Source organism: Actinomadura physcomitrii, assembly GCF_008923205.2.
In the GTDB taxonomy this organism is placed as follows: domain Bacteria; phylum Actinomycetota; class Actinomycetes; order Streptosporangiales; family Streptosporangiaceae; genus Spirillospora; species Spirillospora physcomitrii.
This window is the reverse complement of the sequence record NZ_WBMS02000033.1, coordinates 91158-109135: the sequence shown is the minus strand read 5'-3', so window position 1 is coordinate 109135 and position 17978 is coordinate 91158. Positions and strand designations below refer to the sequence as shown.

Here is a 17978-nt window from a genome sequence, read left to right as displayed (position 1 = left end):
CGCCGGCGCCCGGCCGCGCGGCGCCGTCCGCGAGCGGGACGGCGAGCCCGCCGGCGCCCGCGCGGCTCGCGGCCGCGGCGCCCGCGGCGGCGCAGGCCAAGGCCGACGAGCTGGGCCAGGTCCCGGTGATCATGTACCACCGGATCATGGTCAAGCCGCAGCAGTCGCTGGACCGCTCGACCAAGGAGCTGTACGACGAGCTGACGCGGCTCGCCAAGGACGGGTACGTGCCGATCACCGCGGCGGACTTCGTCAAGGGATGGATCGACGTCCCGGCCGGCAAGCACCCCGTCGTGCTCACCTTCGACGACAGCACCCCGGGGCACTTCGGGCTGGACGCGGGGGGCAACCCGAAGCCCGACACGGCGGTGGGCGTCATCGAGCAGGTGGCGCGGGAGAACCCCGGGTTCCGGCCGGTCGCGACGTTCTACCTGAACAAGGACCTGTTCGGGATGAGCGACCTGCAGGCCGCCGCGGGCCTGAAGTGGCTCGCCCAGCACGGGTACGAGATCGCCAACCACACCATGTCGCACCCCGACCTGTCGCACCTGTCCAAGGAGCAGGTGTACAAGGAGATCGGCGGCATGGAGGACGAGATCGTCAAGATGACCGGGACGCACACGACGACGTTCGCGTACCCGTTCGGCGTCGCCCCGCACAAGGCGGCGTGGGCGCAGAAGAAGGACGGCTCGTACGCCTTCCAGGGGATCTTCCTGGCGGGGTGGCGGCCGTCGGTGTCGCCGTTCGACGGGAGGTTCGACCGGTGGGCGATCGACCGGGTACGGTCCGAGGGCAAGATCAAAGAGGACGACTGCAAGCAGTTCTGCTCGACCGCTTGGCTCGATTATCTGGACAAGCACCCCGAGGAGCGGTACACATCTGACGGAGACCCGAACACGGTGACGTTTCCCAATATGTTCGAGGACCGGCTGGGCAAGCCGTACCGGGCCTGGGCGCGGGTCTACTGATGCGGGCCGGCCGGCGGCGTGCCCACCGGATTGACCAGGCGCGCCGCGTCCCATATTCTGATCGCTGCGCTGTGGGCCTGCGCGCGCTTCGGACGGAGCAGGCTCGCGCTCGGTCAGGTCGGCGACATCGGTTCGGTTCACTGACGCGGTCAGCACCGCGTTCCTTCCGGTTCTCGGCAGGGCGGACGGCCCTCCGCGCACAACCCATCACGACTTCCATGTCCGTACCGGAGCCAGCCGACACATGACGAGCAGCACCGAGGCCACCTCGACCACCCCGCAGGTAGCGGTCAACGACATCGGGTCCGAGGAAGCCTTCCTCGCGGCGATCGACGAGACCATCAAGTACTTCAACGACGGCGACATTGTCGAGGGCACTGTCGTCAAGGTCGATCGTGACGAGGTCCTCCTCGACATCGGCTACAAGACCGAGGGCGTCATCCCCTCGCGTGAGCTGTCCATCAAGCACGACGTCGACCCCAACGAGGTCGTCGCCGTGGGCGACCACGTCGAGGCCCTCGTCCTCCAGAAGGAGGACAAGGAAGGCCGTCTGATCCTGTCCAAGAAGCGCGCCCAGTACGAGCGCGCCTGGGGCACGATCGAGAAGATCAAGGACGAGGACGGCATCGTCACCGGCACCGTCATCGAGGTCGTCAAGGGCGGTCTCATCCTCGACATCGGCCTGCGCGGCTTCCTGCCCGCGTCGCTGGTCGAGATGCGCCGCGTCCGCGACCTGCAGCCCTACGTCGGCCGCGAGCTCGAGGCGAAGATCATCGAGCTGGACAAGAACCGCAACAACGTGGTCCTGTCCCGCCGCGCCTGGCTGGAGCAGACGCAGAGCGAGGTCCGCCAGACCTTCCTCAACACCCTGCAGAAGGGCCAGGTCCGCAAGGGCGTCGTCTCCTCGATCGTCAACTTCGGCGCGTTCGTCGACCTCGGCGGCGTCGACGGCCTGGTGCACGTCTCCGAGCTGTCCTGGAAGCACATCGACCACCCGTCCGAGGTCGTCGAGGTCGGCCAGGAGGTCACGGTCGAGGTCCTGGACGTCGACATGGAGCGCGAGCGCGTCTCCCTGTCGCTCAAGGCGACCCAGGAAGACCCGTGGCAGCAGTTCGCCCGCACCCACCAGATCGGGCAGGTCGTGCCGGGCCGCGTCACCAAGCTGGTGCCGTTCGGCGCGTTCGTCCGCGTCGAGGAGGGCATCGAGGGCCTGGTGCACATCTCCGAGCTGGCCGAGCGGCACGTGGAGATCCCCGAGCAGGTCGTCCAGGTCGGCGACGAGATCTTCGTGAAGATCATCGACATCGACCTCGACCGGCGGCGGATCAGCCTGTCGCTCAAGCAGGCCAACGAGGGCGCCGCGGGGATCGAGGAAGAGGACTTCGACCCGACCCTGTACGGCATGCCGGCCGAGTACGACGAGCAGGGCAACTACAAGTACCCCGAGGGCTTCGACGCCGAGACGGGCGAGTGGCTGCCGGGCTTCGACGAGCAGCGCGAGACCTGGGAGCGGCAGTACGCCGAGGCCCGCGCCCGCTTCGACGCGCACCGCAAGCAGATCGAGGAGGCCCGCAAGGCCGAGGCGGAGGCCGAGACCGGCCCCGCGACCGGCGGCGGCGAGACCTCCTACTCCGGCGGCGGCGAGAGCGAGTCGGGCGGCGGCGCGCTGGCGACCGACGAGGCCCTCGCCGCGCTGCGGGAGAAGCTGTCCGGCGGCCAGTGACCGGTCACTGACCCCGCACCGACGGCGGCGGCCCCACGGGCCTGACGACCACGGCCGGAGCGCGATCCCTGGATCGCCTCCGGCCGTGATCGGTTTCCGGGCCCCTGAACCCGGCCGGGCCCGGCGGGGGCGTCCGCGGTGCGGGCGGCGGCCCGACGGGCCGCGTGGCGGGTCTCGCCCGCCCGGCCCGGCGCACCCGCGCCGGGCCGTATGATCGTCCGGCGGGGTGATCGGTTCCGCGCCCGGCGGTTCGGCGCGCACGGCGCCCGCCGGGGCCGTAGAGTCCGCAGGGGCCGCGCAGTGCCGCGTCGCCGTTACCCCCGTAGGTCCGCTCGTCCCCCGGGAGCACTCGTTCAATTGGCCAGCACAGAGGTAGGCACCAAGACCGGCGGCCCGGCAGCGCCGGGACCGTCGATCGTCCCGCAGGGCCCCGCCCGGCTGACGCTCATCGCGATCACGGTCGCGGTGCTCGCGCAGACCCTGCGCTTCTCGCTTCCCCAGCTCGACCACTTCGCCGACGACGCCGGCACCGGCGTGGCCGCGGTCGCCGTGCTGGCGGTCTATCTCGCCGGGTTCGCCGCGCCGCTCGTGCGCCGCGCCGCGGGCCCGAGCGGGCTGCTGCTCGCAGGGGTCGGCGGGCTGTTCGCCGTCCGGCTGCTCGCCCAGGCGATCGGCCCGCAGACCTGGCTGGCGTTCGCCGGCACCGCCATCGGCATGATCGCGGTCGCGGCGCTGTTCGAGGGGGCGCGCGGGCTGTCCGGCGTCGGGTTCGCGACCGCGACCGTCGCGGGCCTGTCCGCCGACACCGCCGTCCGGATGTGCTTCGCCACCTGGGACCCGGTGTGGCGGAGCGGGATCGGGCCGTGGGCGGCGTGCCTGGCGTTCGTGGCGCTCGGCGCCGCCGCCCTCTACCGGGAGCTGTCGTCCGGGCCTGTCGTGGCGCCGGGCCTGTCGTGGCGGGACGCGATGGGCGCCGCCGCGTTGGGGCCGTTCCTCGCGCTGCAGGTGCTGGTGCTGGCCAGCCCCGCGTTCGTCGCCTCGTCCGGCTGGCAGTCGCTGACCGCCGCGCACATCGCGATCGTCGTCGGGCAGGGCCTGGCGCTGGCGTTCCTGGCGTCCGGGCTCGCCGTGCGCGCCGTCCCCGGCGGGGTGTGCGTGCTCGGCGGCACCGTGCTCGGCGTCGGCGCGGGCGCGGTCGCCGGGACGTACGCGGTCACCGGCATCGAGGTGGTGCCGATCGTCGTGCTCGGGCAGGTGCTGTCGGCGTGGCTGCTGGCGGTGGCGTGCCGGGCGCCGCTGCGCCGCGCCGGGACCGGCGGGCCGGTCTGGCGGATCGACGTGGGCGCCGCGCTCGGCGGCTTCCTGATCCTCGTCCTGCTCGTCCCGTACCAGGTGAGCGCCCTGTCGCCGCTGCCGTTCCCGAACAACGTCCTGCCGGGCGTCGCGGGTATCGCGCTCGGCGGGCTCGCCGCCGCCGCGGCGGCCCGCGGCGGCCCGCTGCCCGCGCGGGCGCCGCTGCGCGCCCTGGCCGGCGGCGCCGCCGCGCTCGTCCTGCTGCTCGGCACCGCGGTGTTCACCGTCGCCGCGCCGGACGGGACGGCGAAGGCCGGGCCCGTCCCCGGCCAGGTTCGCCTGCTCAGCTACAACATCGAGGACGCCGTCAACCAGAAGGGCCGCCTCGACCCCGAGGGCGTCGCCCGCACCATCGAGAGGCAGCGCGCCCAGGTCGTCCTGCTGCAGGAGGCGAGCCGCGGGTCGCTGCTGTCGGGCACCGCCGACCTCGGCGTCTACCTGTCGCGGCGGCTCGGCATGAAGCTGATCTGGGGACCGGCGGCCGACGGCCAGTTCGGCAACGCGATCCTGACCTCGCTGCCCGTCCGCAGCTCCGGGACGGGCCGGATGCAGAAGGGCGACTGGTCGCAGATCCGCGGGTACGTGTGGGCGCGGCTGGCCGTCGGCGCGAGCACGATGGACGTGTGGTCGACCCGGCTGCAGGGCGGCGACGGGCAGAGCGGCGAGCGGTCCCGCGAGGTCGCGGCGCTGCTGCGCGCCTGGGGCGGCGCGCCCCGGACCGTCATCGGCGGCGACTTCGGCGCCGGCCCCGGCAGCCCCGAGGTGTCCGACATGACCGACGGAACCGACCTGCGCAACGCCGCGCTCGGCGGCGACGCGTCCCCGACCTCGGCGGACGGCGACCGCACCGACTACGTCTTCGGCTCCGACGGGGTGCTGTTCAGCGACTACGACGTCCCGCGCTCGGGGGCGTCCGGCCACTATCCGGTCGCGGTGACGCTCCGGATCGGGAAGTGAGGCGGCCATGGACGACACGGCGGCGGGCACGGCGGCGGGCACCGCGGCGGTCGAGCCGGCGGTCCCCGCCGACGCGGGCGAGCTGCTGACGCTGCAGCGCGCCGCCTACGTCAGCGAGGCGCAGCTGTACGGCGACCCGTTCATCCCGCCGCTGGTCGAGTCGCTGGAGCAGATGCGCAAGCTGCTGGAGGGCGACGCGGTGGTGCTGAAGGCGGTGCTCGGCGGCCGGATCGCCGGCGCCGTCCGCGCCCAGTTCAGCGACCACACCTGCCTGGTCGGGCGGCTCGTCGTCGCGCCCGACCTGCAGGGCCGCGGGATCGGCGGGCGGCTGATGCGGGCGCTGGAGGAGGCCGTCGCGGGCCGCGCCGACGCGTGCGTGCTGTTCACCGGGCACCTCAGCGAGGGCAACCTGCGCCTGTACCGGCGGCTCGGCTACACCGAGACGCACCGCGAGCGGGTCGCCGCGCACCTGACGCTCGTGCACATGCGCAAGGCCCTCGTGCCCGCCGGGACCCCCTGAGACCCGCGCCCGCTAGGGTGGGCGCGTGCTGAAAGTGGGACTCACCGGCGGAATCGGGTCGGGCAAGAGCGAGGTGTCCGCGCGGCTGGCCGAGCGCGGCGCGGTGGTCATCGACGCGGACAAGATCGCCCGCGAGGTGGTCGAGCCGGGCACCCCGGGCCTCGCCGCGGTCGTCGCCGAGTTCGGCGACGGCGTGCTGCTGCCGTCCGGCGCCCTCGACCGGGAGAAGGTCGGCAGGATCGTGTTCGCCGACGCCGACCGGCTCGCCGCCCTCAACGCGATCGTCCACCCGCTGGTGGGGGAGCGGATGCAGGAGCTGATGGACGCCGCCCCCGCCGACGCGATCGTCGTCTACGACGTCCCGCTGCTGGCCGAGAACGGCCTCGCCGGCGCCTACGACGCGGTGGTGGTCGTGGACGCGCCCGAGGAGACCCAGCTGGACCGCCTCACCTCCCGCCGCGGCATGACCGAGGAGGATGCCCGCGCCCGGATGGCGAACCAGGCCACCCGCGAGCAGCGCCGCGCCGTCGCCACCCACGTCATCGACAACTCCGGCACCCTCGACGACCTGAAGTCCCAGGTCGACGCCCTCTGGGAGACCCTCACCCGCCAGGCCGCCGCCAGTTGATCACCGACGAATAACTGTCGGTGATCAACCGAACGCTCAGGGTGGTCGCGTGTGGGAGACTGGAGACCCGCCGAAGGGCGGTCCCCCACGACGACGAGAGGTAACATGACCATCATGGCTTCGAAGCCCCTCGAACAGGTGACCCTGGCCGACCTGGTCACGAAGGACGATCTGAAGGACCTGGTCACCAAGGATCACCTTGATCGGGAGCTGGGGCTGGTCAGGCAGGAGTTCCGGCAGGAGCTCAGGCAGGAGCTCGGATCGGCCGTCAACCTGATCATGGGCGAGCTCGGGAAGATGGCCGCTCGCCAGGAGGAGATGGCCGGGGTCCTGGCCCGCCTGGTGGCACGGTCGGAAGGCGTCACGCGGTAGTTTTCCGACGCGCACGGCGAGCCCCCTGGAAACCCAGGGGGCTTTCGTAGTGCCTCAGAAGGACGCATCCATGGGGAGCTGGCGGACTTCGGGGAGGTAGGTGTCGAGTTCGCCGGGTTCGAAGCGGCACATGCCGACGGCGTACCAGAACTCGGCGGTGGCGTTGCCCTCCCACTTGTAGCGGCCGTCGGGGGCGAGGGCGGCCCAGCCCTCGGCGAGGCCGAGGAGGGTGGCGCGGCGGGCGGGCGCGGCGCGGTCGGAGACGTCCCACAGGATGACGGCGCCGTCGTCGCCGGCGGTGGCGAGCCGCGTCCCGTCGGGGCTGAACGCCGCCGACCAGACGCGGCGGGTGTGGCCGGTGAGGGTGTGCAGCGGGCGGCCGGTGGCGGGGTCCCACAGCCGGACGACGAGGTCGTCGCCGGCGGTGGCGAGCAGCTCCCCGGACGGGTGGAACGCGGCGGTCCACAGGCGTCCGGCGTGGCCGCGCAGCTCGTGCAGGGCGGCGCCGGACGCCGGGTCCCACAGCCGGGCGGTGCCGTCGTTGCTCGCGCTGGCGAGGACGTCGCCGGACGGCGCGAACGCCACCTGGTAGACGCGGTCGGCGTGGCCGCGCAGGGCCCGGACGAGCGCGCCGGTCCCGGGGTCCCAGAGCCGGACGACGCCGTCGTCGCAGCCGGTCGCGACGGCGCCGCCGCCGGGGTGGAAGGCGATCGAGCGGACCCGGCCGCGGTGGTCGGCGAGGTTGACGGTCTCCCGGCCGGTCGTCCAGTACCAGAGCCGGACGCTGTCGTCGTCGTTGGCGGTGGCGAGGACGTCGCCGGACGGTGCGAACGCCTGCGCCCACACGTGGTCGGTCTCGACGTTCAGCTCGCGCTCGAACGTGCCGGTGCCGGCCTGCCACAGGTGGACGCCGCCGTCGTTGGTGGCGGTGGCGAGCCGGCCGTCGCCGGGCGACCAGGCGGCGGAGGTGAGGTTGTCGGCCACGCCGCGCAGCTCCCGGACCATCCGGCCGGTGCGCGGGTCCCAGAGCCGGACGAGGCCGTCGTTGCCGCCGGCGGCGAGCAGGCCGCCGTCCGGGCTGAACGCGACGCCGGTGACGCGGCGGCCGTGGCCGCGCAGCACGGTGCGGCACTGGCCGGTCTCGGCGTCCCACATCCGGGCGGTGCCGTCGTTGCTGCTGGTGGCGAGCTGCCGGCCGTCGGGGCGGAACGCGAACGGCCAGACGGCGCCGCGGTGCCCGGCGAGCTCGAGGCGCTGCCGGCCGGTCTCGGGGTCCCACAGCCGGACGGACCCGGCGCTGTCGGCGGTGGCGAGCCGGCCGCCGTCGGGGCTGAACGCGGCCTGGTAGATGCCGCCGTCGTGGCCGGACAGGGTGGCGCGGTGCCGGCCGTCCGCCCAGAGCCGGACGGACCCGTCGGTGTCGCCGGTGACGAGGAGGTCGCCGCCCGGGTGGAACGCGATGGCGTAGACGCGGCCGGTGTGGCCGAGCAGTTCCCGCCGGATCTCGCCGGTGCGGATGTCCCAGAGCCGGACGACGCCGGCCTCGTCGCCCGCGGCGAGCACGGAGCCGCCGGGGTGGAACACGGCGCGGAACACCGCGCCGCGGTGGCCGGCCAGCTCGCGGTGCAGCGCGCCGGTGGACAGGTCGAACACCCGCAGGGTGCCGCCCGCGTCGCCGGTGACCATGAGGGAGCCGGCGGGGTCGAACACGGCGGTGTAGACGGGCGCGGTGTGGCCGGCGAGGTCGTGCAGGTGCTCGCCGGTCTCGGCGTCCCAGATCCGGATGGTGCCGTCGGCGGCGCCGGCCGCGACGAGGCTGCCGCCGGCGGGCGCGCGGCCGCCGACGACGACGGGCCACACCCCTTCGGGGTGGACGGTGAGGGTGTGCGCGCACCGGCCGGTGGCGAGGTCCCAGATGCGGACGGTGCCGTCCGCGGAGCCGCTGGCGAGGAGGTTCCCGGCGCGGTCGAACGCGACCGCGTAGGCGCGGTCGCGGTGGCCCTGCAGGGTGCGCAGCGGGGTGCCGGTGACGGCGTCGCAGACGAGCACGCCGCCGTCCTCGCTGCCGACGGCGAGGACGGACCCGCCGGGGCTGTAGGCGAGCGGCTGCGGCAGCCGGCTGGTCTGGAAGTGGAAGCCGTAGGGGACGCCGACGGCGGCGGGCGCGACCTGGATGTCGATGGGGCGGCCGGGGGCGATGGCGGCCTCGCGCAGCTCCGGCGCGGCGGCGATCCGGTCGGGCAGGTCGGCGTCGACGAGCGCGGCGCGGGTCCAGCGGCTGCCCTCGACGGCGGCGTCGCGCAGGTCGGCGCGGGCGAGCCGGGCCCGCGACAGGTCGGCGCCGCGCAGGTCCGCGCCGGTGAGCTTCGCCTCGTCGAGCCGCGCGCCGGCGAGCGAGGCGTCCCGCAGCACCGCGCGGGACAGGTTCGCGCCGACGAGCTGGGCGTCGGTAAGGTCGGCGCCGGTCAGGTCGACCTCGTGCAGGTCGCGGTAGGACAGGTCCTCGCCCTGCAGGCGGGCGCCGCGCAGGTCGGTGCGGGCGGGGGTGCGCAGCCGGGTGGTGACGCGGATGGCGTTGGCGCGGGCGGTGTCGTCGGCGCCGGGGTCGGCGAGGACGCCGGCGGCCCAGTCCTGGCAGGCGCGGGCGTCGGCGAGGTCGCACAGGAAGTCGACGGTGAGCTGGGACAGCGCCCGGCGGCTCAGCGCGGCGGGGACGGCGCCGCGGGCGAACTCGGCGGCGATGTGCCGGGCGACGAGCCACTCCATCACCGAGCCGTGGATGAAGCCGAACAGGCCCTCCTCGGTGCGGACGAGCAGGCTGCCCGCGCCGACCGCGTGCGTCACCTGGTGCGGGGACAGGCGCCCGTCGGCGAGGCCGGTGAGGGTGTCGGCGACGTCGGCGAGCTCGGCGAGGCGCAGGAACTGCTCGTTGCCCTCCCACAGCCGCAGGGCGAGGGTGCCGACCGCCTCCCACATGTCGTCGGCGGCGAGCCCGGACGGCCCGCCGGTGCCGCGGACCCGCTCGGCCTCGTACGCCAGCCACGACGACAGGATCTCGTGGTACAGGTCGGCAGGGCTGACCGTGGTGCGGGCCTGCGCGACGGCGCGGAGCCGGTCCTCGGGGAGGTCGGCGATGAAGCTCAGCATCCGCGGGTTGGACGTCAGCGCGAGGAGCTCCTCGATGCCCGACAGCAGGCCGAGGCGGGCGTCGGCGGCGTCCTCGTCGCCGTACCGGTTCACCAGGTAGGAGCGGACCTGCCGGGGGGTGAACTCCTCCAGTCCGAGGACGCGGCGGTGCGGCAGCACCCCGACCTTCTCGCCGAGCGCGGTCAGCACCTGCGCCTGCGACTTGAAGTGCTGGGTGCGGCTCGCCACGACGATCTTCGCCTTGTCCTGCGCGGCCTGCAGCAGCGTGTCGAGGTGGTCGGCGGCCTGGTCGTAGGTGACGCGGGTGACCAGCTCGTCGAACCCGTCGAACAGCAGCACGATGCGGCCCTGCCGCAGCATGTAGTGGAACGCCTTGAGGTCGATCAGCTCCTCGCCGTGGTTCGCCAGGTGCGCGGCGACGAGGCCGTCCACCGAGTGCGCCTTGTCGAGCGCGCGCAGCTCGATGAGGATCGGGACGACGTGCGGCAGCTCCTCGGGGATGCGGCGGGCCAGCTCGCGCAGCGCGAACGTCTTGCCGCGCCCGAAGTCGCCCAGCAGCAGCAGGAACCGGCCGTGGTCGGCGGCCAGCAGCCGCAGCATCTCGCCGACGACGTCCTCCTCGACGCCGACGCCCTCCGCCGGCGAGCCGCCGTCCGCCGCGTCGCCGGACGGCGTGTCCGGGCGGAAGCGGTCGAGCTCCCGGTACCGCTGCGGGACGTACAGCGACGGCGGGTACAGCCCGCCCGTCGACAGCCGCGCGGTCTGCGCGGACACGTACTCCGACAGGTCGAGCAGCCCCTGGAACTCGGTGAGGCTGCGGACCCGGATGCCGCGGCGCAGCGCGTCCTCGCGCAGCGACCGCGGCGGCACCGGGCCGAGGTAGACCAGCTCCGACCCGTGGTCGGCGCCGTCGGCGTGCACGTGCCGGACGAACGCGTCCACGTCCTCCTCGGTCACCTGCCCGACGTGCGCGCCGATCCGGTACTGCCGGACGAACCCGTCCTCCAGGTGGGTGAGGAGCAGGTGCGGCGCGTCGGCGCGGCCGTCCGCGCGGGGCGGCGGGACGACGCGCCGGATCGTCGCGCGCTCGAACCGGGTCTCGCACGCCTCGGTGAGCCGGTCCAGCAGGCGGGCCGTGGGGTCGGGCGCCGGGTCGGACGGACCGTCCGGGGCCGCGCCGGAGCCGAGCCCCGGGACGGGCCCGGCCGGCCCCGCCGGAGCCGCCGCCTCCTTGGGAGGGAACGTTCCCGCCGCCTTCGACCACGCGATGTCGAGGCGCTCCGGGCCGCGCCTGGCGGCCTCCTCGGGGATCCACCGCTCGAGGCCGTCCGGCCGCAGCACCACGGTCTGGTGCCGGCCGGGCCCGAGCGCCGGGACGGACGGGACGCCCGAGTCGAGCAGCGGCACCGCGCCGAAGTCGGACTCGGTGCCCTGGAAGAACAGGTTGACGTGGCCGCCCAGCAGCGTCTCGACCGTCTCGGGGTCGCGCAGCGCCCCCGGCTCGCCCGCGATCGGCGTGTGCTCGACCGCGCCGAGCCGCAGCCATCCCTCGTCCTCGAAGTGGCGGAGCCGCTCGTTGAACCAGGCCGCCTGCGCCTGCCCGACCCGCCCGTACCGGTCCTCCTCGCGGTGCGACTGCGGCAGCGTGGAGTTGAGCCCGGCCACCACGACCTTCAGGTCGGGGACGGGGAACAGCGTCCACGGCTGCGCGCTGTCGAAGATGAGCGAGTCGAGGCCCTGGTAGAACTCCTTGAACAGGTTCGCGAAGTGCCGCCACTTCGGCCAGTAGGGCGGCTGCGGCTCGATGTCGTCGGCCTCGCAGCTGGAGAAGTACGCCTGGCAGGCCGCCCGGGTCACGTCGTGGGTGCCCGGCACCACCACGACGCGCTGCGCCTCCAGGCCGAGCAGGGCGCGCAGGCTCGTCAGGAACGACAGCGCCTCGGCGAACTCCTTGCGGCTGCCGGAATGGGTGAGGTTGCCGGTGACGACCAGCAGGTCGGGGCGCGGGACGCCGGTGTCGGCGAGCCGGGTCACGTCGCTCCAGATGCGGTCCTGCAGCTCCGCCGCCGTCGTCGGCTCGCCCGGCTCGGCGAGCGTCCGGCCGAACCGCGGCCCGGACACGTGCAGCACGCTCAGCCGCTCGCGGGGCCGCTCCGCGCCGTCCGCGGACGGGAACGCCGGCGCCGCCACGGGCGCGCGGCGCACGGGCCGCTCGCCCGTCGGCTCCGGCCGCCCCGGCTCGCCGCTCTCCACGGGCCCGGTGCCCTCCAGGCGGCCCACGATCGCCGCACGGCCGCCCGCGGCCCCCGGGCCGCCGCCGGGGAACCCCGGCCCGTCCGACGGGCGCGCATGGCCGATCAGCGCCTCCTGGATGCGCCGCATCAGCAGCCCGCGCGCCTCGTCGGGGTCGTCGATCCCGACCAGGTCCACGTAGGTGATCGTCGACAGCAGCCCGTCGATCGGGCAGTCCTCGATCCGGACGGTGACGAGCTTGCGGGCCGGGTCGTCCGGGTCGGCCCGCAGCGCCGCCATCCACTCCAGCCGCCCGTACCGCGAACGCAGGTAATTGCGCGACAGCACCGCCACCACGGCCTTGGCCTCCGACAGCCCCCGGTCCATGAAGTCGATGAAGTTCGTGCCGGGCACGAAGTCCCACGCCTGCATCATCGTCCGGTGCCCGGCCGCCTCCAGCTGCCAGGCGATCCAGGACGCCCACCGCTCGTCGGCGGGGGAGTAGCTGATGAAGAAGTCGGTGGGACGCTCCTGCCGTGGACGGCCGCCGGGGGGAGTCATGCCGCCAGTATCGCGCCTGGGACGCCGGGCGGGTTATGGGATCATGGCGCACGTGTCGCCCCCGTCCGAGACCGTCCGCCGCGCGGCGCGCGCGCTGGGCCTTCTCGACTGGATCCGCATCGGCGTCCTCGCGCTCGGCCTGGCCTTCGTCGCCACCGGGGCGCTGCCCGCCGCGACCGCGCGCTCCAGCGTCGGACGCATCGCGCCGCTGCTGCTGTTCCTGTTCGCCATCATCGTGCTCGCGGAGCTGACCAAGGAGGCCGGCGTCTTCGACGCGATCGCGCAGCGGATGGCGCGCGCCGGCCGGGGCCGCTACGCCGCCCTGTTCCTGCTGTGCGTGGCGTTCGCGTCGGTCAACACGGTCTTTCTCAACCTCGACACGACGGCGGTACTGCTCACCCCGGTCATGCTGGCGCTCGCGGCGCGCGCGCGGATCGCGGCCCTGCCGCTCGCCATGACGACCGTGTGGCTCGCCAACACCGCCAGCCTGCTGCTGCCGGTCTCCAACCTGACGAACCTGCTCGCCGCCGACCGGGTCGCCCTGGAGACCTCCGAGTTCGCCGCGCGCATGTGGCTGCCGCAGGCGGCGGTCCTGGCCGTCACCATGGCGCTGCTGTGGGTGTTCTACTGGCGGCGGAGCATGCGCGGCGAGGACGCCTACGACCCGCCCGAGCCCGTCCCCGTGCGCGACCGGGTGCTGTTCTCCGCGACCGGCGTCGCGTGCCTGCTGTTCATCGGCGCGATCCTGGCGGGCGTCCACACCGGGATCCAGCTCGGCATAGCGACCACCGTCGCCGCCGCCGTGGCCGTCGCCGCGTTCGCCGTCCGGGACCGCTCCGCGCTGCGGCCCGCGCTGATCCCCTGGCAGCTGATGGTGTTCGTCACCGGGCTGTTCCTGGTCGTCCCCACCCTGGAGCGCTACGGGCTCGACGACGCGATGCGCGCGCTCGTCGGCACCGACGACGGCGCCGCGGGAGCGTTCCGCGCCGCGTTCTCGGGGGCGGGCCTGTCGAACGTCCTGAACAACCTGCCCGCCTACGTCGCGGGCGAGTCCGCCGTGCCCGCGGCCAACAAGGACCAGCTGCTGTCGCTGCTCGCCGGCACGAACGTGGGGCCCGTCATCACCCCGTGGGGGTCGCTCGCGACGCTGCTGTGGTTCGAGTGGTGCCGCCGGTGGGACGTCCGGGTCCCGATGCGCAAGTTCGTGCTGACCGGGGCGGCCCTGGCGGTCCTCGGCTGCGCCGCCGCCGTCGGGGCGCTGCTGCTGACCCGCTGACCCGCTGACCCGCACTGGGCGGCCCGCTCAAGGCGCCGGGGCGCTCCCCGCGGCGGTCTCCAGCAGGCGGTCGAGCAGCTCCGGACGCGCCGCGACGAAGCTCAGCTCCGCCGGCGGCCGGTCGATGCCCAGCTCGTAGGGCGCGCCGTCCAGGCGGCGCAGTTCCGCGCCCGCCTCCGCCGCCAGCAGCGCCCCCGCCGGAAGATCCACGATCTCCGGCAGGTAGCCGACGAACCCGTCGATGTCGCCGCGCGCCAGCATCGCCCACCCCACCAGCGGCGCCCACAGCTGCAGCATCCGCGCGCACCCGGCCTCCACCCGCGACCGCAGCCGGAACGCCGCGGCGTCGCCCGGCCCCACCTGGTGCCCTTGCGTCCACGCCAGCACCGGGTTGCTCTCCCGGCCGGGACGGGGACGCTCCGGCAGCGTGAGCGGCGCCCCTCCGGGGCCCTGCGCGCCCCCGCCGTTCAGCGCCGACCACGTGCGTCCCGTCACCGGGTCGTGCACGACGCCCAGCACCGGCTCCCCGCGCGCGCACAACGCCAGGCCGACCGCGTACACCGGCATCCCTATGGCGACGTTGTTGGTGCCGTCCAGAGGATCGACGAGCCACACCATCTCCTCGCCCGGCGCGCCCTCCAGGATCCCGGACTCCTCCGCGATGATGCGGTGCCCCGGATACGACGCGCGCAGCCGCTCCAGGATCAGCGACTCGGCCGCCATGTCCAGCTCCGTCACCACGTCCCCGGCGGTGCCCTTGGGACGGACGTCCACCGGGCCGTCCACCCGGGACCGCAGCAGCGTCCCGGCCGCCTCCGCGGCCTCGACCGCGACCCGGCGCGCCTCGGAGAGATCGACCGGGAGGGCCGGTGACGGGGTTCCGGTTCTCATCGGGGCCTCTCCAGTCGTCGAAGGGCCCGCCTACCGGCGGGCCGAGCGGTGCCGGCGCCCGTACGGGCCGGAGGACGGCGGTTCGTCGTCGGGCAGGGGCGAGGCCCCGGCGCGGCCGGGGTGCGCCGCCGCGATCCGGTGCGCCGAGCGCCGCAGCGCCCGCACCGTGTCGCCGGGATCGCACCGGGAGCGCCGCACCCGGTGCGTCGGGACGTCCAGCGGCCCGAGCGACAGGTCGCCGCCGCCGGGCGTCTGCCGCCCCAGCGCCACCGTCGCCGCGTCCAGGCCGTCCTCGATGAGCGTGCTGTGGAACACCCCGGCGGGCAGCGTGTACGACTCCCCGGTGCGGTGCGTCGTCGAAGGGCCGGGACGGTAGCGGACGGCGCGGCCCGTCGCCCGCAGCTCGTCCACCTCGTCCCGGCTCACCACCTCGAACACCTGCCCGGCCCCGTCCGGCGGCTCGTACGGTGCGGCGCTCGGTGCCGTGCCGGGCGCGTCGAGCACGTCCATCCGGACGTTGCGCACCGTCCCGTACAGGACGAAGCTGAGCAGGTCCCAGCTGTGGCAGTGGACCGGCGACGTCGTCGACGGGACGGGCCGCACCTCCGGCGTCCAGATGTGCAGGCACACGCCGAGGTCGCCGCTGCGCTCCACCGGCAGGCACAGGAAGCCCAGCGGGTGGCGCACCGCCGCGACCGGCGAGCGGCCCGCGACGACATCCGCGAGGATCCGCCCGGCCCACGCCGGCAGCGTCCGCGCGGCCCGGCCGGCGCGGATGTCGCCGCGGATCTCCTCGTACCTCATGCCGTCGGGTGTCCCCTCCCGGGCGGCCGGCGGCGCGGCCCGGTCATTCGTACGGGTCCTTCGCGCGCAGCGCCTTGCGGATGATCTCGATGACGTCCCGGTCGGTGTAGGAGGGCGCCAGCTCGATCCCGATCACCTCGAAGAGCTTGCGGACCTCCTCGACGGTCGGCTCGTCGTCCAGCGGCGCCAGCCGCGCCTGCTCCACCGGGACCCGGCGCGCCTGGTCCAGGCTCATCTGCAGCTCCGCGCTCACCCAGCTGTAGTAGAACTTGTCGCTGTCGACCACCAGCGCCTCGCCGCGCGGGTCGTCGCGGGTCACCACCAGCCGCGTCGACGCCAGGTCGTAGCGCAGCGTCGTCATCGTCTGCGCCAGGCCGATGTCGATGTCGAGCATCCCGAAGCGCTGCTTGTGCCAGCACGCCGCCAGGAGCGTCGCGTACGCCTCCTTCCGGGTGCGCTCCAGCGTCCACTTCTCGCCCGTCGCGTCCGGCGCGTCCGATACCGAGCGCCGGTGCCGCGCGTAGGCCTCGCACACCTCCACGTTGGTGGGGTCGATGATCTCCAGCCGGAACAGCAGCGTGCGGCGGTCCCGGCGGGCGGCCCCGACGCACTCGGGCAGCGTCTTGGCGCGGATGTAGGTCCCGGTGCCGCCCTTGAAGAACCACCGGTCGGTGTCGCGGCGCGCCTCCTCCAGCACGTGCGCGACCTGCCCGCCGCCGATCACCCGCACGACCGCCGTCTCGTCCAGCGCCCGCTTGGTGCCGGTCAGGACGCTCTCGAACCGCTCGATGTGCGCCAGCCGGCCGCTCAGCTCCTCCAGCGTGGCGGAGGACGCCCGCAGCGTGTCGCGGACCTCGGCCTCCACCGGGATGCGCCGGCCCCGGTCGCGCAGCACGGAGGTGGCCAGCAGTGCGATCACCGCGAGGACGGCGCTGTTGGTGATCTCGTCCTCGTGCGGCAGGTTCACCCCGAGCCCGAGCACCGCGACCGTGATCGCCAGCACCAGCGCGATGAAGGCGTCGGCGTTCTTCCCGAGCCAGTTGGCGAAGCGGGTCATCGTCTGAAACGGATCATCGTCTGCGGCATCCCCGTCCTAGTCGGCGCCGTCATCGTAACCACAGCACCGGGACGGCGGGAAAGCCCCGCGGGCGGGGCGTGGCGGGCACCCGCGGGCCACACGCCCGTCACCGGACCCGCCACCGGCGCCCCCACCTGGGCCGGGGCCGGGCGGGGGCCGGGCGGGCGGTTCGGGCCCATTACGGCCGGTTCGGGTTTCCTGGCCTGCCTATAGGCTCGTCGCATGCACCTCCGGGGCTGGTGGTCGGCGGCGTGGCCGACGCGGCGTTCACGCGCGCTGGACGTCACCCTGGCCGTGTCGTTCGCGGTCGTCGACGGCCTCTTCCTCTGGTTCTCCCCGCAGCGCTTCTGGCTGCCGCACACCGTCACGTCGGCGTGCAGCGTGATCCTCGGTCTGAGCATCGTCGTGCGCCGCCGGCACCCGGTCGCGCTGGCGGTCTTCGCGACGGCGTTCAGCGCCGCCACCGGGGGCGGCGCGTTCGTCGTCCTGGTGATCCTCTACTCGCTGGCCGCCTACGCGACGTCCCGCCGGGTCGTCCTGGCGGTCGCGGCCATGAACTACGCCGTCGGCCTCGCCTTCCCCGCGCCGACGGCGAGCACCGACAGCTTCCTCGCCCAGGCGATCTTCGGCATCACGTTCACCGTGGTCCCCGTCCTGCTCGGCCTCTACATGGGGGCGCGCAAGCAGCTCCTGGCCTCCCTCCAGGAGCGCACCGCGCGCCTGGAACGCGAGCAGCACCTCCTCGCGGAGCGCGCGCGGGGGGAGGAACGCACCCGCATCGCCCGCGAGATGCACGACGTGGTCGCCAACCGGATCAGCGTCATGGTCGTCCACGCCGGCGCCCTCAAGGCCGTCGCCGCCCGCGACCCCGGCCGGGCCGCCGAGACCGCCGCCGTCATCGGCGACATGGGCCGGCAGGCCCTGGAGGAGCTGCGGCACGTCATCGGCGTCCTGCGGCAGGGCGAGGAGGCGCTCCCGCAGGAGGCCGTCACCCTCGAGCACGTGCGCGAGCTGGTCGGCCAGTCCGGTGCGGCGGGCCTGCGGGTCGTGCTGTCCGTGCGCGGCGTGGAGCGGCCGATGCCCAGCGCGGTCGGGCGGACGCTCTACCGGCTCGTCCAGGAGGCCCTGACCAACGTGCACAAGCACGCGGGCGCCGCCGACACCCGCGTCGACCTCGGCCTGCTCCCCGAGGCGATCGAGGTGGAGATCGCCAACGACCCGCCCACCGCGCCGCCCGCGCACGACCTGCCGAGCGGCGGGCACGGCCTGGTCGGCCTGCGCGAGCGGGTCACCGCGCTCGGCGGCAGCTTCGAGGCCGGGCCGCGCGGCGGCGGCTACGCCGTCAGCGCCCGCCTCCCGCTCCCCGCCTCCTGACCGTTAAACCGGCCTGACCTGGGGAAATATCGGGCGGTCCGCGATTGTCGTACCTGCTGCATAGAGTGGGCGGCAAGCGAACGCGAGACCAGGG

Annotated in this window: 12 protein-coding genes; 8 read left to right on the top strand and 4 right to left on the bottom strand. The window is 74.4% G+C overall.

Annotated features, from left to right (window positions below):
* The 6 genes from F8568_RS32895 to F8568_RS32870 form a co-directional block, all read left to right on the top strand.
* Nucleotides 1–968 (top strand): polysaccharide deacetylase family protein (locus tag F8568_RS32895; RefSeq protein ID WP_151597585.1); only part of this gene is annotated, 968 nt, incomplete at its 5' end.
* A gap of 244 nt (nucleotides 969–1212) precedes the next feature.
* A complete protein-coding gene (rpsA, locus tag F8568_RS32890) occupies nucleotides 1213–2691 on the top strand; it encodes a 30S ribosomal protein S1 (RefSeq protein ID WP_151597584.1) in 1479 nt (492 codons plus the stop codon).
* A gap of 357 nt (nucleotides 2692–3048) precedes the next feature.
* A complete protein-coding gene (locus tag F8568_RS32885) occupies nucleotides 3049–5001 on the top strand; it encodes an endonuclease/exonuclease/phosphatase family protein (protein ID WP_151597583.1) in 1953 nt (650 codons plus the stop codon).
* Between the two features lie 7 nt (nucleotides 5002–5008).
* The gene (locus tag F8568_RS32880; RefSeq protein ID WP_151597582.1) at nucleotides 5009–5521 is read left to right on the top strand and encodes a GNAT family N-acetyltransferase; all 513 of its coding nucleotides are present in this window, start codon (nucleotides 5009–5011) and stop codon (nucleotides 5519–5521) included.
* Between the two features lie 25 nt (nucleotides 5522–5546).
* Nucleotides 5547–6149, top strand: a complete 603-nt coding sequence (coaE, locus tag F8568_RS32875) for a dephospho-CoA kinase (RefSeq protein ID WP_151597581.1) — start codon at nucleotides 5547–5549, stop codon at nucleotides 6147–6149.
* Nucleotides 6150–6263: 114 nt separating this feature from the next.
* Nucleotides 6264–6521 (top strand): hypothetical protein, encoded by a 258-nt coding sequence (locus F8568_RS32870; RefSeq protein ID WP_151597580.1) that lies wholly within the window; start codon nucleotides 6264–6266, stop codon nucleotides 6519–6521.
* Between the two features lie 54 nt (nucleotides 6522–6575).
* On the opposite strand, the gene F8568_RS32865 is transcribed toward F8568_RS32870, so the two are convergent.
* The gene (locus F8568_RS32865; RefSeq protein WP_151597579.1) at nucleotides 6576–12461 is read right to left on the bottom strand and encodes a WD40 domain-containing protein; all 5886 of its coding nucleotides are present in this window, start codon (nucleotides 12459–12461) and stop codon (nucleotides 6576–6578) included.
* 52 nt (nucleotides 12462–12513) lie between these two features.
* Here F8568_RS32865 and F8568_RS32860 point away from each other — a divergent pair, with 52 nt between their 5' ends.
* A complete protein-coding gene (locus tag F8568_RS32860; RefSeq protein ID WP_328601127.1) occupies nucleotides 12514–13737 on the top strand; it encodes an ArsB/NhaD family transporter in 1224 nt (407 codons plus the stop codon).
* Nucleotides 13738–13764: 27 nt separating this feature from the next.
* Here F8568_RS32860 and F8568_RS32855 read toward each other — a convergent pair whose 3' ends face one another.
* The 3 genes from F8568_RS32855 to F8568_RS32845 are packed head-to-tail and all read right to left on the bottom strand — an operon-like array spanning nucleotide 13765 to nucleotide 16489.
* Entirely contained in the window at nucleotides 13765–14628 is an 864-nt protein-coding gene (locus F8568_RS32855; RefSeq protein WP_151597577.1) for an inositol monophosphatase family protein, read from the bottom strand.
* Nucleotides 14629–14658: 30 nt separating this feature from the next.
* A complete protein-coding gene (locus tag F8568_RS32850) occupies nucleotides 14659–15432 on the bottom strand; it encodes a hypothetical protein (RefSeq protein ID WP_202125616.1) in 774 nt (257 codons plus the stop codon).
* Nucleotides 15433–15475: 43 nt separating this feature from the next.
* Nucleotides 15476–16489, bottom strand: coding sequence for a hypothetical protein (locus F8568_RS32845; protein ID WP_151597576.1), 1014 nt, complete (start codon nucleotides 16487–16489; stop codon nucleotides 15476–15478).
* Nucleotides 16490–16732: 243 nt separating this feature from the next.
* On the opposite strand from F8568_RS32845, the gene F8568_RS32840 reads away from it, so the two are divergent.
* Complete coding sequence (locus tag F8568_RS32840) at nucleotides 16733–17884, top strand: sensor histidine kinase (RefSeq protein ID WP_151597575.1); 1152 nt, start codon at nucleotides 16733–16735, stop codon at nucleotides 17882–17884.
* Nucleotides 17885–17978 lie beyond the last annotated feature (94 nt).